This window comes from Brevibacillus sp. HD3.3A (genome assembly GCF_013284375.2).
GTDB lineage: Bacteria > Bacillota > Bacilli > Brevibacillales > Brevibacillaceae > Brevibacillus > Brevibacillus parabrevis.
The window spans coordinates 5,262,760-5,286,665 of sequence record NZ_CP085874.1; the positions used below are offsets into that span (position 1 = coordinate 5,262,760).

The following is a 23,906-nucleotide window of genomic DNA, read 5'->3' on the forward strand; positions in this document are numbered from 1 at the left end:
CCCTATTGAAATGTTTTGGCTAGATGGTATTCCTCGGCAAAAGCTTTCAAGTCCCGGTCTTTTTGCTCTGCGTCCGCATGCAGCTTGTTGGCCAGCTCGTCGGCCACCATCGGGTATATGCTTTCCAATGAATCGCGTTCAAAAAACAGTCGGCCTGTGCGACGGATCAAAAAGTCGCTGACAGTCATGACCATTTCTTCTTCCAGTGCGTAGTGCAGCTCAGCCAAAAGCAGCGCTTCCGCCGCCGACTGTGTCTCGTTGTTGGCAATGTATTCAAGACACGCTGTTACTATTTTTTCGCTATTGCTGCCGAACTTTCCTACAAGAACGCGAATTTGCTCTTCCGAGATGCCAAAATCGCGCACCCGCTCTGCTTGCTTTTTCACATAGGCAGGGATCATTTTCCCGGAGGCGAACTCGCCGCCCGACAGCACGATTGTGTCCGTTTGGCACGGCTTGAACGATCTTCCTTCTTCTGCCGTCAACTGTTTGGCGACTACGTCCACGATGCGCTCTGCCATCTTGCGGAATCCGGTCAGCTTGCCGCCCGCAATCGTAATCAGCCCGCTATTCGAATAAAAAATCTCGTCCTTGCGCGACAGCTCGGAAGGCGATTTGCCATCCTCGTGAATCAGCGGTCGCAGCCCTGCCCAACTGGAGCTGACATCCTGCTCGGTCAGTTTGGCAGTCGGGAACATTTCGTTGGCGGCGCGAAGCACGTACTCCATATCTTCACGCGTCACCGTCGGGCGCTCCAGCACTCCCTGGTAGTTCGTGTCTGTCGTGCCGATATACGTGCTGTTATTCCTTGGAATCGCAAACAGCATGCGTCCGTCCGAGACATCGAAGTAAACGGATTGTTTGAGCGGCAGTCGGTTGTACGGAACAACGAGGTGGACGCCTTTGGTCAGGTGCAGTCTTTTGCCGTACAAGGAACGGTCTTTTTCCCTGAGTTGATCGACCCATGGGCCTGCGGCGTTGACGATTTTTTTCGCGTACAGCTCGTATTCGCTGCCGGACAGCAAATCTTTCGCACGAATGCCTGTCACTTTGCCGTTCTCGTAAATAAACTCGGTTGCCTCCGTGTAGTTTGTGCACAAAGCCCCGTGCGCGCGCGCTGTCTTCATGACTTCGACCGTCAGACGGGCATCGTCGGTGCGGTATTCGAAGTACAGTCCGCCGCCTTTTAAAATATCCGTGCGCAAAAGCGGCTCTGCTTCCATCGTCCGCTGTTTGTTCAGCATGATGCGGCGCTCTTTGCGCTCGACGCCCGCCAACACATCGTAAATGTACAAGCCGACGGACGTAGCCAGCTTGCCGTACGTCCCTTTTTCCACGATCGGCAAGATCATTTTTTCCGGAATGACGATGTGCGGAGCATTGCGATACAAAATGGCGCGCTCTCTGCCCACCTCGCGCACGAGCTGCACATCGCCCTGCTTCAAGTAACGCAATCCTCCGTGGACGAGCTTGGTCGAACGGCTGCTCGTACCTGCGGCAAAGTCTTGCTTTTCTACCAGTCCTACGGTAAGTCCGCGCGAAGCGGCGTCAAGGGCAATCCCCGCTCCGGTGACGCCTCCTCCGATGATTAAAAGATCGAGGCGCTTGCTCGCCATTTCTTCCAGACATGCCTGACGCGTAAATGATGACAATTTTCGTTGAGCGTTCATCGTTGATCTCATCCTTTCTGACGAAAAAACAAAAAACAGCCAATATCCAAAAGAAGCAACGACATTGTCCATTGCCCTTTTGATACTGGCTGTCTCCACGGTCTCCACAGCAAATGATTAACTTATCTTTACTCTATTCCTCTTTGGCGCAAAAATCAATGCCTAATCTTGTAACCCATCGTCGCCTTGACAGCCTGCTTCCAGCCCTCGTACAACTCCTGGCGTTTTTCCTCGGCCAGATCAGGCACAAACGAACGCTCGACGACTTTGTTGTGCACGATGTCTTCCTTGCTGTTCCAGTAGCCGACAGCAAGCCCCGCCAAGTAAGCAGCACCGAGTGCAGTCGTCTCGTTGACGCGCGGGCGCTCTACTTCTGTCGCCAAAATATCGGACTGGAACTGCATCAGGAAGTTGTTGGCTACCGCTCCGCCATCAACAGCCAGCTTTTGCAGCTTGATCCCGGAATCGGCTTCCATCGCTTCCAGCACGTCACGCGTTTGATACGCCAACGATTCCAGGGCAGCGCGAATCAGATGATCCTCGGTCGTACCGCGAGTCAAACCGAAGATCGCTCCTCTTGCCTCCATGTCCCAGTATGGCGCTCCCAAACCGACGAAGGCCGGAACCATGTATACTCCATCCGTGCTGTCTACTGCCATCGCATGCTTTTCCGAGTCGGATGACTTTTCGATCAGCTTCAGTCCGTCGCGCAGCCATTGAATCGCCGCGCCCGCCACGAAAATGCTGCCTTCCAGCGCATACTCGACTTTGCCGTCTACTCCCCAGGCAATCGTCGTCAACAGCCCGTTTTTCGAAGCAACCGCCTTTTCGCCTGTGTTCATCAGCATAAAGCAACCTGTGCCGTACGTATTTTTCGCAGCGCCCTCGGAGAAGCACGCCTGCCCGAACAAGGCAGCCTGCTGATCGCCCGCGATTCCGGCAATCGGGATCTGCACCTGGAACACTTTTTCATCGGTGTAGCCGTACAACTCGCTGGATGGGCAGACGCGCGGCAGCATCGCTTTCGGAACGTGCAGCATGGCGAGCAGCTCGTCGTCCCACTCCAGCGTGTGAATGTTGAACATCAATGTGCGCGAAGCATTGGAATAGTCGGTCACGTGCACGTTGCCGTTTGTCAGCTTCCAGATCAGCCACGTATCGATCGTGCCGAACAGCAGGTCGCCGCGCTCTGCTTTTTCTCTCGCACCTTCCACGTGTTCGAGCATCCACGCTACTTTTGTTCCAGAAAAATACGCGTCGATCAACAGTCCGGTTTTTTCCCGCACGGTTTGCTCGTAACCTTGCTCCTTGAGCTGGTTGCAAATATCGATGGTCTGTCTGCTCTGCCAAACAATCGCATTGTAGATCGGCTTTCCGGTGTGACGATCCCAGACAACGGTCGTTTCCCGCTGGTTCGTGATCCCGATGCCCGCGATTTGCTCCGGCTTCACGTGATTTTCCAACAATACCGCTTTCAATACTTCCAATTGCGACTCCCAAATTTCCTCCGCGTTGTGCTCCACCCAACCCGGCTTCGGATAAATTTGCGTGAACTCTTTCTGGGCAACCCCGATGATTGCACCGGATTTATCGAATAAAATAGCGCGAGAGCTTGTCGTTCCTTGGTCGAGCGAAAGCATATATTTGTTGTCCATAGCGGCTATTCCTCCTTATAATAGAAGCATCGGATCTTTTCTATTTAGCTACAGGCAGGGTATTTTCCCTGCTTCTTTTTTTATGGGTGAAAACTTCTATATCGTCAATGCGATTGGGAACGCGCCCGGTCTGTCACCAGACGTTCTTTGCCAGTCGCACTTGCTGCATTCGATTTTTTGCTGGCAGCGCCTACGGCTATGGCGATGACCATAAATACAGCCAAGCCTACAACCCCTGTCAAGCTGTGATCGGTGAACGTCCATTTGTAAAAGAACGCGCCGCCCACTGCTCCGATGATCGGACCGACAACCGGAATCCACGCATATCCCCAGTTGGAATGACCTTTGCCATGAATCGGCAGCAGGGCGTGCGCGATGCGCGGCCCCAGATCGCGGGCAGGGTTGATCGCGTAACCAGTCGTTCCGCCGAGAGACAAGCCGATTGCCACGATGAGGAAACCGACGACAAACGGATTCAATCCTTCTGCAAATTTATTCGCTCCAATCGCCAGAAGACCAAGCACGAGGAAGAAAGTACCTAAAATTTCGCTAAACAAGTTGGCTACTGTGTTTGGAATCGCTGGCCCTGTGGCAAAAATCCCCAATTTGGCTGCTGCGTCATCTGTTTCGCGCCAATGCGGGTAGTAAAAAATCCAGACGAAAGTCGCTCCCATAAATGCCCCGATCAGTTGCGCGATGACGTAGCCCGGCACCTGCTCCCACGGAAATTGACCGATGCTGGCCAGTGCGATCGTAAGCGCCGGATTGAGATGCGCGCCGCTAATGCTGCCTACGGCGTAAGCACCGCATGCGACTGCAAGACCCCAGCCGAGCGTGATGACAATCCAGCCTCCATTTTGCGAGTATGCCTTTTTCAAGCTTTGGCCGGCGCATACACCTGCCCCCAAAATGATCAGGATCATCGTCCCGATCAACTCTCCTACGTAAACAGACATGTCCCTTACCCCCTTATTTGGAAAACACCTTGTTCCAAGAGACTGCACATCGCGTCGCGGGCAACCCAATTTCGAAGCGCTTACATTTCGCCCAACTCCTTTGCGTCGTTTATGGAGAAAACAAAAAAGCCAATACTCGCAAAAATGCAGGGCGCTGCCCTCTTTTTGCAAATATTAGCTGATCTCCCAATCTCCACAGCACTATTAACTTATGTCCTACTATATAGTGGACATATAAAATCTGTCAAGAATCCGTTTTCTTTTCAATCGCAGCTTTTTTGGTTCATGGCTGGCTTTGCGCTTCGCACTGCGGCTTGCAGCCTTTTCGCCCCACGCTTTCCGCCCTTAGAAAGCCCGGCAGAAAAAACAGGGGATAGATCAGCAAAAACAAGTTCGGCAACCACCACGACCAGTCGAAGTCAGCCTTGAACGCCCAAAAGGCGATCGCCTGCAAGCCGGAGCACGATGTGAGCACGAGCGAAACGATGGCGAGCGGCTTCCAGTTGTCGCTCCCCCTCCGGTAGCTGTAGAGGCTCGCGAACCCCGTGAGCGAAACCAGCATATCCAGAGGGAAAAAGGACAAGTTCCACGCTACCAGGTTCGGATCGCGATAATCCTGGTACATGTACTCCGCAGGCAACAGCCCGAAAAACACAATCGCCCAGTAGACGATGAAAGCCACATCCGTCAGCCAGAAAAACCAGAACAGCTTGGGCTTCGCTCTGCTCATTTGACCGTCAATCCTCCGTCCTGCTGCGCTTTTGCAGGCTCTTGGGCATGTGCGCCGTCACCGAGATTCAGCAGGACGCAGCCCGCAATAATCAACCCGACCGCCACCATCTTTTTCACGGTAAAGGCATCCTTGAAGATGATGACACCGATCAGGGCAATAATCGCCGTGCCCAGCCCGGACCAGATCGCATAGGCAGTGCCCACCTCCATCTCTTTGAGCGCGAGGCTCAACGAGGAAAAGCACAGCACGTAAAAAACAAACATCAACACAGTAGGGATCGGCTTGCTCAGCCCTTCCGACAGCTTCATGGAAGTCGTTCCCGCTACCTCCAGCAAAATCGCCAGCAGCAAATACACCCAACTCATTCTCCCTGATCCCCTTTCTCCGCTGACGAAGCCAGCACACCGCCGAGCAAAATATCGATAATCGCGTCCAACGCTTCCGCGATTGTCATCTGGTAGCTGGCTGACAATTGTTGGTCAATCAACTGTTCGAGCGCACCTGTGTACATCAAAATCAGGATGGGCAGCTGAACGCGGCGGAACACGCCTGCCTCGATGCCTTGCTCCAAAAGCACGCGGACATGCTCCCACTCTTCTTGGTAAACCTCTTCAATCATTTGCCACTGCGCAGGATAATAGCGCTTCAACTCGTACCAGACGCGCAAGTCCGTCCTGGAAAATCCGCCCGGCACCAAAGCCAGCAGCTCGCGCATTTTTTCCTGCAAACCGAGGTTTGGATCGTACAAAATCCGGTCTTCTTCGGCCTTCAATTCCTCGATGCTATCCGCAATGATCCTCTCGATGAGCGCTTCCTTGGAGGGAAAACTTGCGTACAGCGTCTTTGTGCTGATTCCCGCCCGGCGAGCCAAATCGGCCATCGTAAAACGGATGCCTCTCGTTTCGATTTCCTGCTGGGCGCATTGTAAAATTCGCTCTTGCATGTTCAGGAAAGCTCCTCTCGAAAACTCAGGAAAATATTTTGTTTTCTATATTTTCCTGTGACTACAACAAGTAGCATACTTGCCTGCTTCCTTGTTGTCAACTTGTCAACTGTCGCCAAACCACGCCTGGCACAAAGCGGCAATTCCCGATCGAAATGAACTGTCACAGAAAAACATTCCAAATTTCCTACGAAAATGCGCTCTAGCTATTGCTTGAACACTAAGCAAATGATCGAGAGAAGTCTGAACTGATCCGCTAAGTGTAAAGAGTCTTACGAGAAGGCTTACTAAAACACATGTCTCCATTAGCCTAGGAACATATCAACTTCCTTAGAGAGTATGGTTTTGATCCGAAAGAAGTTACTACCTTAGAAACATTGAGACCATTGAACATTCGTATTTTGCAGCTCCCTCATGCGCTAGAAGACTGGAAAAACAAAAAACGCACAGGTACCTAAAGAGGTTTTCGCCCCTAGAACTGTACGCCATAACTGCACTATTGAATTTCCACTTAAAGATGGATCTAAACAGCTCATTACAATGCGCATATTTCGCTGTTTTATTAGTTGGGGTAGTACCAGCGTCGCTGACACCACCCTCAACTTCATCGATTAAACCGGAAATTTGCTACATTTTGATCGAGCCAGGCTTGCATACCACCGTAAAACTTCCAAGCTTAACACTAGAGTCAACTAGAAAAAAAAGTTATTAACGATTCATTACTTATATAGGTAATCATAGTCGACTACAGTACTATAAGTAGTGTCACCTAATTTGACTCTATCAACATCACCACTCCAAGTAGTCACCGGCCCATAAAATTTTCCGTATTTATTCTGCGTTACAGTAAACTTTACAGGACCACGCTCAGATCGATCCCGAATTTCAGTACCAAAATCACTATCGTAAATCGAAGTGAGTACTGCAATACCAGCCATGTACGGCCCCACAGTTGGAATTAAGCCCATGAGATATTCAGCAGCTGCCTCTGCATAGCCTGTATCGTAATTTTTTGCAAATTTACGCGCTTGTGGGGCCATCAAATAAAACTCATAATCTGTTTGCGACCAGTTAGCCTGACTCCATTGAGATTTATGATATATTTGCCTTTTTACTACTACACCAACAACATCTCCTTTTGCTGCTTGAGCAACATTTGAAGAAGCGCCGAATCCTGCAACCCCCACTAACATTAGAGCAAAAGTCATTACCATCGCTAAAAGTCTTTTCATTTTCAACATTTTTACAGTCCCTTCAATTAATTTAGTTTCGAAACAAAAAAGTTGTCATTCCTCCCCTTTCCCGGCAGAAATTAACCTCTTTTTTGTTGCAGTAAAAGGGACTTTTGTTGTTTAATTAAAAGGATGTAGCCCTTTTTCACAACAAGAAAGGGGTTCACGCTAAGCCGCTACCAAGGGTGACTCGCCAAAGTTCTACTTGGTACGGCTTTTTTCTACATTTCTACAGAAATAATTGTAATTTCTTCTAATTTTATCCTTTTTAGTTAATTTTTTGTATTATTTTTATATTTTTAACAATACACATATAATTTTCCATATAAATAAAAAAATGTAAGAGCAAATTAAAATACTCTTACATTTTTTGTCTCCGTTATTCTTTTAAACTTTTTTTATCCTGAAAAATCCAGTTACCCAATGAGTTACTATGTGAACTATTATGGAGATTAAATATATCTTAAGAAAACTATACTCTTTTAACCATTCAATATTTTGACTATACGCAAGAATAAAAAGAATTATCAGACATAATATTGAAGCGCACAAACTAATTAGATATCTTCTTTTCATATGGTTAGACATTAAAGCATACCCCCATAAAATTACTTTTAAGCTTTTGTAAATTCATTAAAAATTACAATTCCCGACTTTACCCTATCACTTAATTTATATCTCCAAAAAAGTGCTATTTCGATGGCGTTGATAAGCGCGTTCTACATTAGTGAGAGGCTTCTCTTTTAATTAGCCTTCAGAACGTTTTTTAAGCCATTCATTTACTAATTGAGGGCCAAACAAGTTTTACGTGCCGACAGTCTATAAACTGGCATACCTTGTTAAATGTACCTCGTCAGTGTTGCTTTAGAAATTCCCAAATAGTCCATGACCTCATTTGATTTGAGATACTTTTTTTCAATCATTTGCTATTTCATTTCCCCCTCCACGCCAAAGGGTTTTACATACACAAAAGGATTAAATTGGTATTGATTTAATTTTATGTGAAGGCTCAGTAAAAATCAACAAAGATCATAAACAATCAATCATTACCTCATTTTCACTCAACTCGTACCTGACGCGCAAATCCGTCCTGGAAAATCTGCCCGGCTGGCCAAATCGACCATCGTATCCCGCTTGCTTGTTGTCAACTGTCGCCAAACCACGCCTGGCACAAAGCTGCAATTCCCGGTTCGATCTGGTCGAGGGCAATGCCTGAGAAGCCGAGGAAAAATTCTTTGGGCATGTCCGCAGGCGGCTTGAGCCATGTAAAAGCCGCAGAAGACGCCCGCACTCCCGCCTGAATCGCCAGCCGTTTCAGCTCTTCTTCCGACCGCTCGCTGTAGACGCGCAGCAATACGTGGAATCCGGCATCTGCTCCGATCACTGCGGCCCGCTCGCCAAAATGCTTTTGAACGGCGGCGAGCAGGGCATCGTGCTTTTTCCGGTACAGGCTGCGCATTTTGCGGACGTGCTTTTCCAGATGGCCGTTTTGCATGAATGCTTCCATCACGCGTTGATGCAGCCGCGACGCTGACTGCTCCAGCAAAGTGTCGCGCAGCAAGGTGTAGTAGACATCCAGCAAGGAGCTTGGCAAAACGATGTACCAGATGCCGAGCGCAGGCGCCATGACTTGCGCGAAGCCGCCCATGTAGATGACATTATTTTGCGGCAACAGCCCTTGCAGCGCAGGAATCGGCCTGCCGTGGTAGCGAAACTCGCCGTCGTAGTCGTCTTCGATGATGTACCCGTTGACGTTTTGCGCCCACTCCAACAGCTGCAACCGCTTGGAGACAGGCATGATCATCCCGCGCGGATATTGGTGCGAGGGAGAAACGACGGCGAGCCGCACCTGCGACTCGTACAGCTCGGAAACATCGATCCCGTCCTCCGTGAGTGAAATCGGCACCGTCTCATATCCATGCTGGCGGAATGTATTGGCATAGAGCAGGTAGCCCGGATTTTCCACGCCGATGCGCTCCAACTGCGGCTTGAGCATCAGACAGATGAGCGAAAGCAGCCCGAACTGATCGGCTCCAACGACGATTTGATCCGGCGAACAGGTTACTCCGCGATACCTGTGCAAATAATCGGCGATTTGCCGACGCAGCCCCGGCTCGCCCTGCGGATCTCCATAGAACAAATCTTCTTCCCGCGCCGGGCACAGTAGTTGATTGTACAATCGGCGCCAGAGCGTGTACGGAAAAAGAGAAAAATCGTTTTGCGACATATGAAAATCGTATTGGTAGTTTCGTGCATCACGCACAGTCGGTCGGTTCCATCCTAAGTGTTCATGCTGCCTTTTTTCTTTTGGCGAAAATTCGGGATCGGGCAGCTTTTCCACGAAGTAGCCGCTGCGCGGTCTGCTCTGAATGAATCCTTCGGCAAGCAACTGCTGGTAGGCCATTTCTACAGGTGTCGTGCTCAGGCCAAGCGAATCTGCCAGCTTGCGGACGGAAGGAAGGCAAACTTTCTCCGCCAGCCTGCCCGCAATGATTTCGTTTTTGATATACGTATACAGCTGCACATATTGCGGCTCGTTTGTCGCTTCGTTCCATTTGGGTGTCAACAGCAGCATCGTGTATGCTCCCTCATCTGTCCTTTTGTTTTTTAGCAAACTGCGCATTTTCAAGTATACACTTGTCCACTATGCTGTTAAAAAGCGAATCTGGCAAGGAGGACAGCAAACATGTCTACTCATAACGAATACAGCGCCCCCGTCCGTTTTCTGGAGGGACAGCGCGTCTATCTCCGCCCTTTTGGACAGGACGATGTGGACTTTTACTATCATTCGCTCTACAGCAGCGATACACGAAAACTGACAGGCACGCAAAAGCACTTTACCCGCGAGCAGATCGAGCAATATTTTGAGAGCAAAAGGCACGATTCTACCAGCGTGCTGCTTGCGATCGCCTTGTGCGAAAACGATGAGGTGATTGGCGACGTTCAGCTCGGCGATATCGATCCTTTCAACCGCAACGCCTACATTCGCATTGCCATCCATCAACCCGCCTACCAGAGCAAAGGCTACGGCAGTGAGGCGCTGCTGTTGATGCTCGACTACGGGTTTGGCATTCTCAACCTGCACCGGATCGAGCTGAACGTATTCGCCTACAATGACCGGGCGATCCACACTTATGAAAAGCTCGGCTTCCAGCGCGAAGGCGTGCAGCGTCAAGCGCTCTTTTACAACCATGCTTATCACGATTCGATCCTGATGTCCATGCTGGCGGAGGAGTATCGGGAGAGATATGTTAAATAAACGGCAAGACCCTCCAATCAGAGGGTCTGTTTTTCATTACACGGTCATGAGCGTTTTTTAGCGGCTGTTTTGTGCAGGATTCATCTCTTTGCTGTAGAAACGCAAAAGAATAGAAAATATTGTAAAATCAAGCGTATATAGCCGAAAAGGAGCTGTTATGAAAAGGAACTTCCTTGTCTCTATCTTATTGAAGCTGCTTCTTCTAATTCAACTGAGCGGGTGCAGCAACGAAGCAGCCTCTTTTCAACAAACCGACAGCGCTGTGACGGAAGTGGGGGAAGCACTAACCTTTGTCTTTGACTCAAAAGAATATGATTTACCCGTCAATCAAATTCAAGGGCTGCAAAATTATTTGAACGAGTACACCCCCGAAGAGCAGAAGATTGAAATGGAACGAATCGTGGTTGAGCCATTCTGGTCTGGAAAAAATGGATTGCTTGCCGATGTGGCCTACGCCTGCGGCACCAAATTATGCAGTCATGTTCTGGTCCACCTGCAAGACGACCATGTCAAAAGTCTTCCGTTAGACCCTTCCAGCATCTTTCAGCAAGCGATTTTATCGCCTGACGAAAAGTACGCAGCGATCCTCCTTGGCAGAAATGAGGGGAATGAAGTGATTCGGCATCATCTGTCGATCATCGATTTGATGAAGCTGGAGCTGCTTCCGATCCACAAAGCCGAGGAAAAACTGCAACCGCTGCTATCACCGGAGTCTTTTGAGCTGCCCATCACGGATTTGGCATGGGTCGACGCGCACACGCTGGAAATATCGGTACCAGTGCTGACTGATTCTTCGTACGAATCGGTCGCCAAATGGTTCAAGGAAGACGGGCCAGTAACGAAGCTTCGTTTTGACATAGAAGACTGAGAAAATGCCTCACCCGGTTTGGGAAGGAGGCTGTTTTTTTATCGGAAAGCTACACTTTTTAGCTAATGCTTCTGCTGATCCAATAGCTGCTGTTTTACCCAGTAGCTACTGCTTACCGATAGCTGCTGCTTTCCCGACAGAGCCTACCATTATTGCGCTATTTACATTTCTTCCTGCTCATCCGACCAATCCAAAAACCCGGACAAAAGGCTCTCCTGCTCCACCGCATTTCCCTGCATTTTCGCTTGCAGGCGGTGGATCCGTTTTTGGTAGGCGGCTGCTTCTGCTTGGGTACGGTTTCGCAGCAAGGTGCCCCGCTTTTTCCACTGCTCGTAAGCTTGCCGCGTATAGCGCAATGCTTTTTCCGCATCGCCCAGTTGATGCTCGCACAGCTTCGCCGCCTCGATGTACACCTCTTCCGGGACGTAGCCGGACGACGCTATGCACGCTTCCCAGACCGTCAACGCTTGCTGCCAGTTCTTTTGCTTTTTGTACAAATGGCCGATGGCGAGCTTGGCCCGGTTGCTCCAGACATGGTCGCTATCCGCAACCAGGCGGTAGCCCGCCATGGCCGCTTCCTGGTCCCCCAGTGCATCGTACCATCTGGCAATTTCAAATCGTTCCGCAACAGAAATGTCGTTGCCCGGCTGATCTGTCAACAGCCGGGTCATGTGAATGTACAGCGTGATCAGCGAAAGAACGTCTGTCTCGTTGTGCCGCAGCACCCCTTCGATCACGTCAGGGTCTTGCGAATGCAAAAAGTCAAAGTACCGTACAGGAGCCAAAAAGCCTGGCAAATCATCTTCGCGAAAAACGTCCAGCTTTTCCTGCTCGATGATTCCCAAGCGACACGATTCCAGCTCAGCCTTCCACAGCCTTCTGGCTCCGTGCAGCAAGTCGAGATGACCGAACGTCGGCAAGGCGGGAACCTGATCGCGCACCAGCGTATGCCTCGTCCGCACCTGCGGCCAGTCAAACGATTTCCCGTTGAACGTCACCAGATGCGAAGACTTTTGCGCCTGTTCGAGAAACGACTGGTACAGAGTCGCTTCCGCATACGGAGCCGGAAGGAAATGCTGGCGGACAATAACTTCTTCCCCTTCCAGACGACTGTAACCAAGCAAAAAGACGGCATTCCCGGCGCCGCCGGACAGCCCGGTTGTCTCCGTATCAAAAAACAGCAACTCGTCCGCTTTTTTGCCCGCTGCGGACAATGGATGCTCTCTGCCGGAAGCTTCCCAGATAGCGATTGCCTCGTTCAACTGGGAAAAAGTGTACGCCCCGTGGCGTTGCCCGATCGGATAGCGAACCTCGCGAATCATGACATGCTCGTCTTCCCAAAAGTAGGGGAACGCCTGCATTCTGCTCCATTTGTCTGCAAAAAGGATCGGCGGTTTCCCGGCTTGGGCGGGAATGGCAGAAAGTGATTCTGAGTCAGCGGGACTGGGTGCGGTAACTTCTGCCGCTGCGGACATCTTGGTCGTTTTGGGTGCTCTGGCTGCTTCGGTCGTTTCGAACACTCCAGTTACTTCGGTTGATGCCTCGGCTGCTACGAACACTCCGATTGTTTCTGCTGACACCTCGGACGTTTTGGGTGCTCCGGGTGCTTTAATTAATACGTCGACTGTTTCAAGCACTCCGCCTGCTTCGGCTGACACCTCCACCGCTTCGAGTGCTCCACCTGCTTTAGCTGACACCTCGGCTGTTTCGAGCACTCCGCCTGCTTCGCCTGACACCCCAAACGCTTCGAGTGCTGCATCTGCTTTAGCTAACACCTCGGCTGTTTCAAGCACTCCGCCTGCTTCGCCTGACACCCCAACCGCTTCGAGTGCTCCACCTGCTTTACCTAACACCTCGACTGTTTCGAGCACTCCGCCTTCTTTAGCTGACACCTCCCCCGCTTCAAGTGCCCCACCTGCTTTAGCTAACGCCTCGGCTGTCTGGAACGCCCCCGCTCCGCCCGCTTCCGCCGCCAATCCCGCAGCAGTCTGCCCCCGCGCTTCCTCAGCTGCCCTCGCTGCGGCGGGCGACGCCCTTTTTTCCGAATCCAGCGCCATATGTCCCTTCATCCGTTGCAGCTTGGATTTAAGAGACATATGTGCTTCCCCCCTGAGCGATGCGCAGCAAGGTCATCGCCAGCTCCTTGCTGCCGTCATCAGTCGCCCCGACGCAGGAAGGACAGCCCGAGGTACACGCACAAAAGCTGATCAGCCGCTGCGCCTGCGTGAGAATCGTCTCCATTTCCTTGTACACTTGCTCGGATAGCCCGATGCCGCCCGGATAGCGGTCGTACAGGAAAATCGTCGGTTCCTGGGAATGCACCGCCTTGCGCTGGGGAATCACGTGCAAGTCCATCGGGTCGCACATGACAAACAGTGGCGCCACGTGCTGCAATACGTGGGCCAGTCCAACCAGCCCCCGCTCCACGTCCTCCGTCCCGATCTCCGCAAGCAGCGAGTCGGAAAAACCGATCCACGCTGCGTTCGTGTGCAGCTCCTCCTCAGGCAAATGAATCGGCCCCGAACCGATATTTTCATGCGTCTCAAACTTGATTTTCTTGAAAATCGTCGCCATGGCGTGCACCGAGACTTCGCCGTAGGCAACGACACTCTGCCCGTGGTGGCGCGTCTGGTCCTGCTCCAGCACTTTCAGCTGCACCGCCAGATTGGCGTCTGTATAATAGTCGACCTGCACTTCCCGGACGTACGCTTTCTTTTCCTCGTAGTCCAGCTTTTCCACCTGGTACTGCGTTCCCTGGTGCAAATAAATCGCTTCGTCATGCAAAAGCGTCATCGAGCTGAACCGGTCCATTTCCCCGATGACCCGCTCGTTGCCGCGTTCGCTAATATCGATGATGACCACGTTTTCCTGGGATGCCGAGCGCAGACTGATGTTGTGTGCTGGGAATGAATCGTTCATCCAGAACCATTTGCCGCGAGAGTAGTGCAGCACTTGCTCCTCAGTCAAAAATTCCAGCACTTCCGTGATTTCCGCGCGACCGAACGTATCCCCTTTGCTAAAAGGCAGCTCGTACGCCGCGCATTTCAGATGATCGACCAAAATAATCAGGTTGTCAGGGTTGATCCGTGCCGTCTCCGGACTCCGATCGAAAAAATACTCGGGGTGGGCGATCACGTATTGATCCAGCGGAGTCGAGCTGCCGACCATAATGACCGCCGACTCTCCTTGCCGTCTGCCTGCCCGTCCCGCCTGCTGCCACGTACTCGCCACCGAGCCTGGATACCCGGTAATGACGCACGCCTGGAGCTGCCCGATGTCCACCCCAAGCTCCAGCGCATTCGTGCTAACAACTCCCATGATGTCGCCATTGCGCAGGCCGCGCTCAATCTCCCTGCGCTGACTAGGCAAATAGCCGCCGCGATATCCTTGAATCGTTTTCGGGCCGAGCTTGCGCTTGATCAGTTCCTGCAAATACGTCAGCAAAATTTCCACGCGGACGCGGCTGCGCGCAAACAAAATCGTCTGGATGCCATTGGTCAAAAACTGCTCGGTAATGTCCCGCGCCTCCAATGTGGCGCTTCGCCGGATGTTCAGCTGACGGTTGACCACTGGCGGATTGTAGAACACAAAATGCTTGATTCCCGACGGCGCGCCGTTGTTATCGACCAGCTCTACCTGCTCCTCTGTCAACGCTTCCGCCAGCTCTCGCGGATTGGCGATCGTAGCCGACGTGCAGATGAATTGCGGCGCGCTGCCGTAAAAGGCGCAAATCCGTTTCAGGCGGCGAATCACGTTGGCGACGTGGCTTCCAAAGACGCCGCGGTATGTATGCAGTTCGTCGATGACGATGTATTTCAAATGCTCGAAAAAAGAAACCCATTTGGTGTGATGGGGCAAAATGGCTGAATGCAGCATGTCCGGGTTGGTGATGACGATGTTGCCCGCTTTGCGCACCATTTGCCGGATGTTGGCAGGAGTGTCGCCATCGTACGTCTCCGACTTGATGGCCAGCCCCATTTCGCCAATCAGCTCGTGCAGCTCCGCTTTCTGATCCTGGGCGAGCGCTTTTGTCGGAAACAGGTAAAGCGCGCGGGCTTGTGTGTCTTCGGCCAGCGTCTGCAAAATCGGCAGATGGTAGCACATGCTTTTCCCCGATGCGGTCGGCGTGACAGCCACGATATGCTTGCCTCCGCGCACATGGCGAAACGACGTCTCCTGGTGCGTGTACAAAGAAGTGATCCCTCTTCGCGTCAGCGCATCCTGAATACGCGCATCCATCTCCTGCGGAAACGGAACCGCTTTGGCCTCGCGTGCCGGAATCACCCGCCAGTGGGCGATATTGTCCCGAAAACGCTCGTCTGTTTTCAACTGCTCCAAAATACTTGCCATATCTTTTTTCATCTTCACCAGGCTCACCTTCTTGCCCTTATTCTACGAATGGACGTTCGGGATGTAAACCCCTATAGCTGTTTTGGCCGAAGCGACTTTCGCGAGAAACATGCAGGCAGGACGGGAGACTCTCCCCCTTGGCCCGCGCAAAAGAAAAAGCTGCCAGATAAGCCTGGCAGCTTCTGTTCTTGCATCCTTATTTCTTCGCCTTGCCGAGAATCTCGAAAATGACTTCGGCGTTGTGCGTATTGTCGATCAGTCCGGCAAATTGCTCTTTGCCTGGGCCGTAAGCGTATACGTTGACATCTTCTCCGGTATGTCCGCCTGTTGTCCAGCCAGTGAAGGTGCGCTTGTCAAAAATCGCTTCGATGGCGTTGTCGATGTCCACCTGCTTTTTGGTGGCAGCCGCTTTGTTCACGGAAGCAATTTCTTCCGGGGTCAGTTGCAAATCAATGTACTTTTTCAGCGTTTCTTCTACGTTTGCGCCTTTGGCGATTTCGGCAGAAATGAAATCAGGGGTGCGCTTCGCCGCTTTGATCGGCCCTACCAGGAAGTTGTACTCCTCTTTCGCCCCTACAGACAAGCCGCCTGTGGAGTGGTCTGCCGTTGCGACAACCAGTGTGTTGCCGTCTTTTTTCGCAAAATCAATCGCTGCTTTGAACGCTTTTTCAAAGTCTTCCATCTCGCTCATCGCGGCAACGATGTCGTTGTCGTGACCAGCCCAGTCAATCTGGCTTCCTTCTACCATCAGGAAGAAGCCGTCCTTGTTTTTGTTCAGTCGCTCGATTGCCGCTTTCGTCATGTCCTCCAGCGAAGGAGACTTCTCCGTGCGGTCGATCATTTTGTCCATTCCGCCTGTTGCGAACAAGCCGAGAATTTTGTCATTTTTGTCGCTCAAAAGCTCTTGTTTGGTCGTGACGTAGCTGTAGCCGTCTTTCTTAAACTCTTCCGTCAAGTTGCGATCTTTGCGTACAAAGTTGTTCAGACCGCCGCCGAGCAACACGTCGACGGAATGCTTGCCGTTGATTCGCAGATCGTAGTAGTCGTTTGCGATCGCGTCCATGTTTTTGCGGCTCTCATCGTGCGCACCAAAAGCCGCAGGGGTCGCATGCGTAATCTCCGAGGTAGCTACCAGTCCAGTAGATTTCCCTACTTTTTTGGCCCGTTCCAGCACCGTCTCTACTTCCGATTTGTCGTTGTCGACCGCAATCGCGTTATTGTACGTCTTCACGCCGGAAGACATGGCAGTCGCCGCAGAAGCCGAGTCGGTGATGTTTTGCTTTTCGTCCTCGGCATAAGTCATTTGCGCCCCGACCAAATATTTGTCAAACTCGGTCGGCTCCATCACAGTAGTCTTCGGGTCGTCTTTCATGTAGCGGTAAGCAGTTGTATAGGACGTACCCATGCCGTCACCGATCAGGAAGATAATGTTTTTAACTTGGGCGTTGCCCGCTTTATTTTCTGCCGCCTTGACCAGACCGGGAGTGCCGCCAAACAGCGCCGTCGTCAGGGCCAGAGAAGAGATGACAGCTACTGGGACAAGCTTTTTCGGGAATGTACGAAACATTTTGTACCTCCTGCAAATAGGAATGTTCATAAGCATGTCACCAATCATAGTCTTCTTCTGTTGAGATAGGACGGGCTTTGTGTAAAGAAATGTAAGGGATTGGTAAAGGCTGCGTTAACAAATGGGTAGTGCCTGGTCTTGGCGAAAACGCCGCTGTTGTCCCGGCTGTCGGCAGACCCACGGCTTCCCGCGCCCCTTTTTATGCGTGGTCTACGGCAGCGAAAAAGCCTCCTCGAATGCCCGCTCGACCTGCCCGGCCTCCCGCGAGACGGCGAACAGCGCGAATCTGTCTTTTGTTTTCCACACATGCTCTTCCACGAGAGTCGCCTCGTCCGGACGATAGTCGCTGAATTTGACCAGTTGCGCCTCGATGCGTTTTTGCACGTTTTCCTTGATCGCCCCGAGATCAGCCGCGTCCTTCACCTGCAAGACGAGAATTTCGTCTGCCCGCACATTCGACTGTGACGTTAGCAGCATAAAGCCCTCGACCTCCTCTGGCGCGATGTGGTAAAGCTTTTGCAGCTTGGCCGCATCGCCTTGCTTCAACTCGGATACGTTCACGGCTTGGCTGATATGTTCGGCGATTTCCTCTATCGTCGGGGCAGCTTCCTCGCGCTCCGCATCGGAGCATCCGGCAGTTGCCATCACTAGCGCGGCGCAGGCAAACAGTGCCGCCAGCCACTTCCGGGCGCCTTTGCTCCCAAACAGACTTGTCATTGCTTTTCCCTCCTGTTTATTGCCCTTGTCCTGCCAAAGCGAGGATGGACGGATCTTCCGCAAACGTCTGCACATTGTAGAGCAGCAGCATATCGCTGAACTGCTGCTCGCGGGCGAGCTGGGAAACATCTCCCTCGTAATAGCGCAGGTCGACGACGGCGATTTCCGCAAAGTGCGGCACGAGAAACGGCAGCAGGCTGTTGGCATACGAGTCTTTGACGACGAGCAGCTTCCTTTTCGCCTGATTGTCCGTGTGAATGCGGAGCAGGCCGTGGTTGCCGCCGAGAAAGACGGCGTACTTGTCTTTGCGCTTGAGCTGATCCAGCTCGTACAACGAATGGGACTGCCGCTGTTCGTCCACGAACTCGACGCTGTACGTTTGCGCCGCGCGCGGAACATACAGTTCGATGCTGTCCGGCTGCACATGTCTGTAGCCGCTTTTGGAATAGAGCGAGCCGTAAAACGCGTCCGACCCTGTCTCTATCCGAAAGTCTTCCTCGTCCTGCGGTTCCAGGCCCATTTGCCTTGCCAACGTCTGGTAGGCATAAAAAGCGCCCTTCGTCGTCCAGTGATGGTCTGTCTTGTAAAAAATCGCCTGTTTTCGCTGCGCAGTCAGCGCCGGATACACATCTACAAACGCAATTCTTTCGTCCAGAAGCTGCCTGGTCTCGTCCCGATAGGCAAGCTCTCCGCTGCCAGAGACGTAAGGCGGCAGCTTGTCGGCCAGCACGCTTTGCGCTGTCGGGACGAGCATCACGTATGTGCGCAGGCTGGGCACTGCATCAGCAAACGCATGGATCGCCGCGGCTTTCGCCTCTGCGTCGCCGGGCGCGGGCGGCGTGAATTTTTGCAGCAAAAATCCGTCCCGCCCCAGGTAAACGCCATGCCGCTCCACTTTGCCCAGCGCGCTCTCCACCTCCGAGCGCAGCCCGACCCAAAACTCACGAGCCGCAAACTGGTCGGCGACGTACTTCTCGACCTCGGTCGCGAGCTTTCCTGTGACCAAGCTGTGCACGGAAAACGCCGGGAGCTGCTTCAAGCTGCGATTTTCCGCTTCGGAAAACGACTGGTCGGGCGCGAGCAAGTTCCAGCCGAGAATCCCGCCGGTAAAAGCGACCAATAGCAGGGCGACCAGAGGCCCTTCCCACGGATTGGCTTTGTTCACAATCACCACATCCTTCAAAAACGAAAATATAAGAATGGATTGTACGTCTCATCGACCAAAAAAGCCGTAGACAGCAGCAACAGCCCGACATGCACGGCCGCCGCCACAGCCCCGCCCAGCAAGTGCCGCCTGTCTCTGAGCAGCGCTGCTGCCTTTTCTGGAAACGGCGTCGAGCAAATTGCCAGCACAAGCAGCAAGAGCCAACTCGTCGACCAGTAGTAGAGCGCCTGGTCGTCCATGAAGCCTTGTCCCGCAAAGCCGAACATCGCCCGCAGGAACTGCCAGGCCACAGGCAGGCTCGCGCATTCGAAAAATACCCAGCCGATCAGCACGACCACAAGCGTGTAGACGTGCCCGACAGCGGCATGCACCTTTTGCAGCAAGCGCAGGAGCAGCCATTTTTCCAGGATGATGAACAACCCGAAATACACCCCCCAGATGACGAAGTTCCAGCTTGCCCCATGCCAAAGTCCGGTCAAAAACCAGACGGCCAGCAAATTCGCAGACTGCCGCAACAGCCCCGCGCGGTTGCCGCCAAGCGGAATGTACACGTACTCCCGGAACCAGCTCCCTAGCGAAATGTGCCATCTGCGCCAAAACTCCGAAATGCTTTTGGACATGTACGGATAGCGAAAGTTTTCCATAAAGTCAAAGCCGAACATTTTCCCCAGTCCGCGCGCCATATCCGAGTAGCCGCTGAAGTCAAAGTAAATCTGGAAGGCAAAGGCGACGATGCCGAGCCAGGCGAGAAAAGTCGTCAGCTCGTCGGTCGGCGTCGCTTTCACGTCAGACCACAGCAGCCCGATGTTATTGGCGAGCAGCACTTTTTTCGCCAGTCCTCTGACCAACAGCGCTGCCCCTTCGCCGAATTGCCCGAATGTCACCGTGCGGGCGACAAGTTGTCTCGCGATATCGCCGTATTGAATGATCGGTCCCGCCACGAGCTGCGGAAACATCGCCACGTACAGCCCGAAGGACAGCATGTTTTTTTGCGCGGCTACCTTGCCCCGGTACACGTCCACGATGTAGGACATCGTCTGAAACGTATAAAAGGAAATGCCGACAGGCAGCGGCAGCTCTGGCACAGACAACGTAAGCCCCAGCCACTGGTTGAGGTTGTCTGCGACAAACCCGGCGTACTTGAAAAACCCGAGCACCCCCAGGCTCCCGGCGAGCGAGAACAAGAGAATCGCCCTGGCTACTCCCCTTCGCTCCCTGAACTTGTCGAGCAATAAACCATTGGCATAATCAAACGCCGTGGAAGCGAGCATGAGAAACACGTACACAGGCTCGCCCCATGCGTAAAACACCAGGCTTGCCGCGAACAACACCGCATTTTTCAGCCGCGCAGGCGCCGTGTAATAAAGCAGCAATGTAAGCGGCAAAAAGTAAAAGAAAAACAGCAGACTGCTAAAAACCAACGCTCGTTCCCTCCCTGCCCGCAACGCTCGGCAGACGCGCCTGTCAGTTCAGGCGGTCTTTCAAGTAATCGAGCAGCAGCCTGTAGTATTTGCCCTTGAAGTGAATCCCGTCTGTATCGTACAAGTCTTCGTTGCCAGCAACCAGCGGAGACACGTCGACGAACTCCACGCCGTGCTTGGCCGCCAGCTCCTGCAACCCTTTGTTGTACGCTGCAATGTTGCGATAGCGCGGCTCCTGTTTCTCTGCCTCCGCCGTTACGGGAGTCACGGACAAGATCGTCAGCTTCGCCTGGGGCAGCTTTTCCTTGAGACTGTCGATCAGCTTGGCGTAATGCTTGTACGAATAGCTCACGGGATCGTCTGTCGGCCAGAGGATGTCATCTGATCCCAATTGGATGAAAATACGCTCAGGCTTGCGCTTGGCGATCTCCTCGACATCCTCCAGCGCAAATTGCGCCGTTTTGCCTGCCCCTGCCGCTACATTCGCCTCATCCAAAACATCGTGGAAGGACAAGCCTTCCGTGATCGAATCGCCGAGAAATACGCTTGTTTGAAACAACGACCGATACGTCGGCTCCGCTGTCTGCCCTGCGGCTGTTCCCGCGCTTCCTCGCTCGGCAGGCTTGGGCTGCTCTGCCTGTTGATTTCCGCATGCGGCAAGCGACAACCCGATGCTCCCTGCCAGCAACATGACCAAAGCTTGTTTTTTCATGATTCTCTCCCTCTCTTTTTGAAAATGACGCGCAATGCGCAATGCAATGCTTGCCTTGTCTACCCAAAGAGCGTACAGGGCCGAGATCAAGATCAGATGCAGAACGAATCGACGCGGCGTAAAAAATGGATAAAAACGACCAGAACAAAAAAGCGCAGAAACGTGTTCTGCGCTTGAATGCTATTCGTTTTTCGGGAGCAGGAAGAAAAACTCGACGCCTTCCTCCGTATTGCACACGCCGAACGGCACGTCATGCAGCTCCAATATTTTTTTGCAAATAGCCAGCCCGAGTCCGGTTCCTCCCGTGGAACGCTGGCGGGACGGCTCTCCGCGGTAAAAGCGATCCCAGATTTTTTCCAGTTGTTCCTTGGGAATACGGCTGCCTTTGTTTTCGATGCTGACTCGTGCCATCCGGCCCTCGTCGCGGATGGACACGACGACGACTTCCCCTTCCGGCGTATAGCGAATGGCATTGGTCAAAAAATTGACGACGACTTGCTCGATGCGCAGTTGATTGGCGACTGCCACAACAGGCACAAGCTGTTTGTGCAGATGCAGTTGTTTGCCCTCGATGTCCGGGCGCAGCTTGTCGCAAACCTGCTCGATCACCTCGTGCAGCGCAAACGGCTCCCGCTGCATCTTGTACGTTCCTGATTCGTACTTCGCCAGTTCCAGCATGTCGATGATCAGCAAGTCCATCCTGTTCACTTCTTTTTCCATCGCCTCGAAGTAGTAGTCCTTTTTATGGCTCGCGACCCCGTCCTTGACGATCGACAGACAGCTCTGGATTACCGACAGCGGCGTTTTCAGCTCATGCGATACGCCTGCGATAAATTCCTTGCGCGTATGCTCCAGCTGCTTTTCTTTTTCGATATCCTGTTGAAGCTGCTCGATGTAGGCGTGCAGCCGCTCCGAGAGCTGGTTGATGCTGCGCGAGAGGTCGCCGATCTCGTCATGGGAGACGACGGGAATTTTCTCGGAGAAATCAAGGCTGGCCATCTTTTTCGTCGTCTGGTTGATCGCAAGCAGCGGACGGGCAATTTGCTTCGAATAGTAGAAGGAACTGAGCAGAATGAGCAGGAGCACAAACAGGATGAGATACACGTAGTAATCCTCGATCATGCTGATCGCCTCATCTACAGGCTGCAACGATGTCATGGCAAAAAGGTAAATCGGCTGCTCGTTCGCGTAATGCACAGGCTGGACGAACAATTGGTACGAGATCGCGTTTTCTGCGACCTGATACGTCAGCGGTCCTGCTGGCTTCGCCTTTTCCGGATTCACCAGCAAGTCCGCCTGAAACTGCTTGATCCGGTCGACAAAGGCCGGATTGCTGTACAAAAAGCGCGGCGTTTCCCCCTGGTCCGGGAGGTGCGCCTGCGTGATGGTCCCGTAGAGCAGCCTATTTGGAAATTCTTCGCTCTTCTCGGCTGGATTGGGGTTTTTCGAGATGATCTCGTGCTCTTTTTTCACAAAATATTTATTCTCGAACCAGACTTTGTCGTACTCCACTTCGAGCCGATACGGAACCAGCTCCTCGCCGCTCTGAAACACATCGATGGCGACCATCTCTCCCGGACGCAGAAAGCGGCTGCGCTGGTACAGGTCTTCTGCGTTCAAGAGGCCGTACAGCGGAAGGACCAATGTCCGATTGGCAAAAGGGTTGCCCTTTTCCGGGAACAGCCTGACTTCGACGGAAAAATCGGCCGCATCGCGAATGTTGCCGAGCTGATCGAGCGTGGTGACCCATGTGTTGTGCTGGCGGTAAAACTGTTGCTCCAGTTGCCGGACAGCTTCGAGATCGTTGCGCTTTTGGGCGTACTCCTGCTCAAACGCCCGCAAGCTTGCCTGCACGTCCGCGACTTTTTGGTTGATGTAAAACTGCTTGAAAAAAACGGTCTGTCCCACGTAAATCACGGCGAGGATCAGGACGCACAAAGCGGTCGTCCAAATGAACAGTTTGGTGACAACGCTGCTTTTCATGCCCGCTCCTCGAACTTGTACCCGGACCGGACAACGGTGACGATACAGGACGCCTTCTCTTCCAGCTTGGCGCGCAAATTGCGAATGTGGCTGTTCACGGTGCGATCGTCTCCGGCAAAGTCGTACCCCCATATTTTCGTAATCAACTGCTCCCGGGACACAATCATGCCTTTATGCTTCAGCAAATAAGCGAGGATTTCAAACTCCGTGTGCGTCAAATCAACCTGCTTCTCCCCGATTGCCACTGTGCGCGAAGAAAAGTCGATCGTGATGCCGCTGCCAGACAGGCGCTCGCCCGCCGGAGCCAAAAAAGCCTCTCTCTCCAGCAGCCGTTTGGCCCGCGCCAGCAAAACAGGCGGGCTGTACGGTTTGGTGACGTAATCGTCAGCGCCCAGCTCAAACCCGAAGAGCGTGTCATCCTCGTCAGCGCGAGCCGTCAGCATAATAATCGGCACACGGGATATTTTGCGGATGCGCTGGCAGACCGACCAGCCGTCCAGCTCCGGCAGCATGATGTCCAAAATTATCAGGTGGACGTCATGCGCCTGAAACAGCGCCAGCGCTTCTTTGCCGTCTGCCGCTTCCAGCACCGCATAGCCTTCGTTTTCGAAGTAATCCTTCATGATTTCCCGCAAAATCGGTTCGTCTTCGACTATCAGGATGTTTTTGTTCATG

Annotated in this window: 19 protein-coding genes; 2 read left to right on the forward strand and 17 right to left on the reverse strand. The window is 52.6% G+C overall.

The window, feature by feature from the left end; all coding sequences use genetic code 11:
- Positions 1-2: 2 nt before the first annotated feature.
- The 8 genes from HP435_RS24600 to HP435_RS24635 form a co-directional block, all read right to left on the reverse strand.
- Positions 3-1,670, reverse strand: a complete 1,668-nt coding sequence (locus HP435_RS24600) for a glycerol-3-phosphate dehydrogenase/oxidase (protein WP_173596642.1) — start codon at positions 1,668-1,670, stop codon at positions 3-5.
- A 155-nt stretch (positions 1,671-1,825) separates the two neighbouring features.
- Positions 1,826-3,325 carry a glycerol kinase GlpK gene (gene glpK, locus HP435_RS24605; RefSeq protein WP_122966391.1) on the reverse strand — a complete coding sequence of 500 codons (1,500 nt, stop codon included), beginning with the start codon at positions 3,323-3,325 and terminating at the stop codon, positions 1,826-1,828.
- Between the two features lie 104 nt (positions 3,326-3,429).
- On the reverse strand, positions 3,430-4,281 hold the full coding sequence (locus tag HP435_RS24610) for an MIP/aquaporin family protein (RefSeq protein WP_122966392.1): 852 nt from the start codon (positions 4,279-4,281) through the stop codon (positions 3,430-3,432).
- Between the two features lie 283 nt (positions 4,282-4,564).
- Positions 4,565-5,011 carry a YvaD family protein gene (locus HP435_RS24615; RefSeq protein WP_122966393.1) on the reverse strand — a complete coding sequence of 149 codons (447 nt, stop codon included), beginning with the start codon at positions 5,009-5,011 and terminating at the stop codon, positions 4,565-4,567.
- Positions 5,008-5,379, reverse strand: a complete 372-nt coding sequence (locus HP435_RS24620; protein WP_122966394.1) for a DMT family transporter — start codon at positions 5,377-5,379, stop codon at positions 5,008-5,010. The genes HP435_RS24615 and HP435_RS24620 overlap by 4 nt, the downstream gene beginning before the upstream one ends.
- Positions 5,376-5,957, reverse strand: coding sequence for a TetR/AcrR family transcriptional regulator (locus tag HP435_RS24625; RefSeq protein WP_173596639.1), 582 nt, complete (start codon positions 5,955-5,957; stop codon positions 5,376-5,378). Before HP435_RS24625 ends, HP435_RS24620 begins: the two co-directional genes overlap by 4 nt.
- A 719-nt stretch (positions 5,958-6,676) precedes the next feature.
- Entirely contained in the window at positions 6,677-7,198 is a 522-nt protein-coding gene (locus HP435_RS24630) for a hypothetical protein (RefSeq protein ID WP_063231731.1), read from the reverse strand.
- Between the two features lie 1,135 nt (positions 7,199-8,333).
- Complete coding sequence (locus HP435_RS24635) at positions 8,334-9,761, reverse strand: MocR-like pyridoxine biosynthesis transcription factor PdxR (RefSeq protein ID WP_173598573.1); 1,428 nt, start codon at positions 9,759-9,761, stop codon at positions 8,334-8,336.
- A 114-nt stretch (positions 9,762-9,875) separates the two neighbouring features.
- On the opposite strand from HP435_RS24635, the gene HP435_RS24640 reads away from it, so the two are divergent.
- Both HP435_RS24640 and HP435_RS24645 read left to right on the forward strand, forming a co-directional pair.
- On the forward strand, positions 9,876-10,448 hold the full coding sequence (locus tag HP435_RS24640) for a GNAT family N-acetyltransferase (RefSeq protein WP_122966396.1): 573 nt from the start codon (positions 9,876-9,878) through the stop codon (positions 10,446-10,448).
- Positions 10,449-10,605: 157 nt separating this feature from the next.
- Positions 10,606-11,316: a hypothetical protein gene (locus tag HP435_RS24645; protein WP_173598558.1), complete on the forward strand. Its 711-nt coding sequence runs from the start codon at positions 10,606-10,608 to the stop codon at positions 11,314-11,316.
- 161 nt (positions 11,317-11,477) lie between these two features.
- Here the strand turns inward: HP435_RS24645 and HP435_RS24650 are convergent, their stop codons facing one another.
- The 9 genes from HP435_RS24650 to HP435_RS24690 all read right to left on the reverse strand — a co-directional run bounded on the left by HP435_RS24650 (position 11,478) and on the right by HP435_RS24690 (position 23,905).
- Positions 11,478-13,412, reverse strand: a complete 1,935-nt coding sequence (locus HP435_RS24650) for a ribonuclease H-like domain-containing protein (protein ID WP_229049750.1) — start codon at positions 13,410-13,412, stop codon at positions 11,478-11,480.
- Complete coding sequence (locus HP435_RS24655; protein WP_173596636.1) at positions 13,402-15,684, reverse strand: DEAD/DEAH box helicase; 2,283 nt, start codon at positions 15,682-15,684, stop codon at positions 13,402-13,404. The genes HP435_RS24650 and HP435_RS24655 overlap by 11 nt, the downstream gene beginning before the upstream one ends.
- Before the next feature lie 178 nt (positions 15,685-15,862).
- Complete coding sequence (locus HP435_RS24660; RefSeq protein WP_122966783.1) at positions 15,863-17,233, reverse strand: alkaline phosphatase; 1,371 nt, start codon at positions 17,231-17,233, stop codon at positions 15,863-15,865.
- Positions 17,234-17,443: 210 nt separating this feature from the next.
- The gene (locus HP435_RS24665; RefSeq protein ID WP_173598559.1) at positions 17,444-17,950 is read right to left on the reverse strand and encodes a DUF4358 domain-containing protein; all 507 of its coding nucleotides are present in this window, start codon (positions 17,948-17,950) and stop codon (positions 17,444-17,446) included.
- Positions 17,951-17,966: 16 nt separating this feature from the next.
- Positions 17,967-19,115, reverse strand: a complete 1,149-nt coding sequence (locus tag HP435_RS24670) for a DHHW family protein (RefSeq protein ID WP_229049751.1) — start codon at positions 19,113-19,115, stop codon at positions 17,967-17,969.
- Between the two features lie 14 nt (positions 19,116-19,129).
- Positions 19,130-20,536, reverse strand: coding sequence for an MBOAT family O-acyltransferase (locus HP435_RS24675; RefSeq protein WP_173596634.1), 1,407 nt, complete (start codon positions 20,534-20,536; stop codon positions 19,130-19,132).
- A 43-nt stretch (positions 20,537-20,579) separates the two neighbouring features.
- Positions 20,580-21,248 carry a GDSL-type esterase/lipase family protein gene (locus HP435_RS24680; protein ID WP_173596633.1) on the reverse strand — a complete coding sequence of 223 codons (669 nt, stop codon included), beginning with the start codon at positions 21,246-21,248 and terminating at the stop codon, positions 20,580-20,582.
- 180 nt (positions 21,249-21,428) lie between these two features.
- Positions 21,429-23,231: a sensor histidine kinase gene (locus HP435_RS24685; RefSeq protein ID WP_173596632.1), complete on the reverse strand. Its 1,803-nt coding sequence runs from the start codon at positions 23,229-23,231 to the stop codon at positions 21,429-21,431.
- Entirely contained in the window at positions 23,228-23,905 is a 678-nt protein-coding gene (locus HP435_RS24690; RefSeq protein WP_122966778.1) for a response regulator transcription factor, read from the reverse strand. The genes HP435_RS24685 and HP435_RS24690 overlap by 4 nt, the downstream gene beginning before the upstream one ends.
- Position 23,906: the final 1 nt, after the last annotated feature.

Excerpts from the sequence above, each read along its gene's own strand:
- HP435_RS24600 (WP_173596642.1), bottom strand. The coding sequence starts at position 1,670 with ATGAACGCTCAACGAAAATTGTCATCATTTACGCGTCAGGCATGTCTG.
- glpK (WP_122966391.1), bottom strand. The coding sequence starts at position 3,325 with ATGGACAACAAATATATGCTTTCGCTCGACCAAGGAACGACAAGCTCT.
- HP435_RS24610 (WP_122966392.1), bottom strand. The coding sequence starts at position 4,281 with ATGTCTGTTTACGTAGGAGAGTTGATCGGGACGATGATCCTGATCATT.
- HP435_RS24615 (WP_122966393.1), bottom strand. The coding sequence starts at position 5,011 with ATGAGCAGAGCGAAGCCCAAGCTGTTCTGGTTTTTCTGGCTGACGGAT.
- HP435_RS24620 (WP_122966394.1), bottom strand. The coding sequence starts at position 5,379 with ATGAGTTGGGTGTATTTGCTGCTGGCGATTTTGCTGGAGGTAGCGGGA.
- HP435_RS24625 (WP_173596639.1), bottom strand. The coding sequence starts at position 5,957 with ATGCAAGAGCGAATTTTACAATGCGCCCAGCAGGAAATCGAAACGAGA.
- HP435_RS24630 (WP_063231731.1), bottom strand. The coding sequence starts at position 7,198 with ATGTTGAAAATGAAAAGACTTTTAGCGATGGTAATGACTTTTGCTCTA.
- HP435_RS24640 (WP_122966396.1), top strand. The coding sequence starts at position 9,876 with ATGTCTACTCATAACGAATACAGCGCCCCCGTCCGTTTTCTGGAGGGA.
- HP435_RS24645 (WP_173598558.1), top strand. The coding sequence starts at position 10,606 with ATGAAAAGGAACTTCCTTGTCTCTATCTTATTGAAGCTGCTTCTTCTA.
- HP435_RS24650 (WP_229049750.1), bottom strand. The coding sequence starts at position 13,412 with ATGTCTCTTAAATCCAAGCTGCAACGGATGAAGGGACATATGGCGCTG.
- HP435_RS24660 (WP_122966783.1), bottom strand. The coding sequence starts at position 17,233 with ATGTTTCGTACATTCCCGAAAAAGCTTGTCCCAGTAGCTGTCATCTCT.
- HP435_RS24665 (WP_173598559.1), bottom strand. The coding sequence starts at position 17,950 with ATGACAAGTCTGTTTGGGAGCAAAGGCGCCCGGAAGTGGCTGGCGGCA.
- HP435_RS24680 (WP_173596633.1), bottom strand. The coding sequence starts at position 21,248 with ATGAAAAAACAAGCTTTGGTCATGTTGCTGGCAGGGAGCATCGGGTTG.
- HP435_RS24685 (WP_173596632.1), bottom strand. The coding sequence starts at position 23,231 with ATGAAAAGCAGCGTTGTCACCAAACTGTTCATTTGGACGACCGCTTTG.
- HP435_RS24690 (WP_122966778.1), bottom strand. The coding sequence starts at position 23,905 with ATGAACAAAAACATCCTGATAGTCGAAGACGAACCGATTTTGCGGGAA.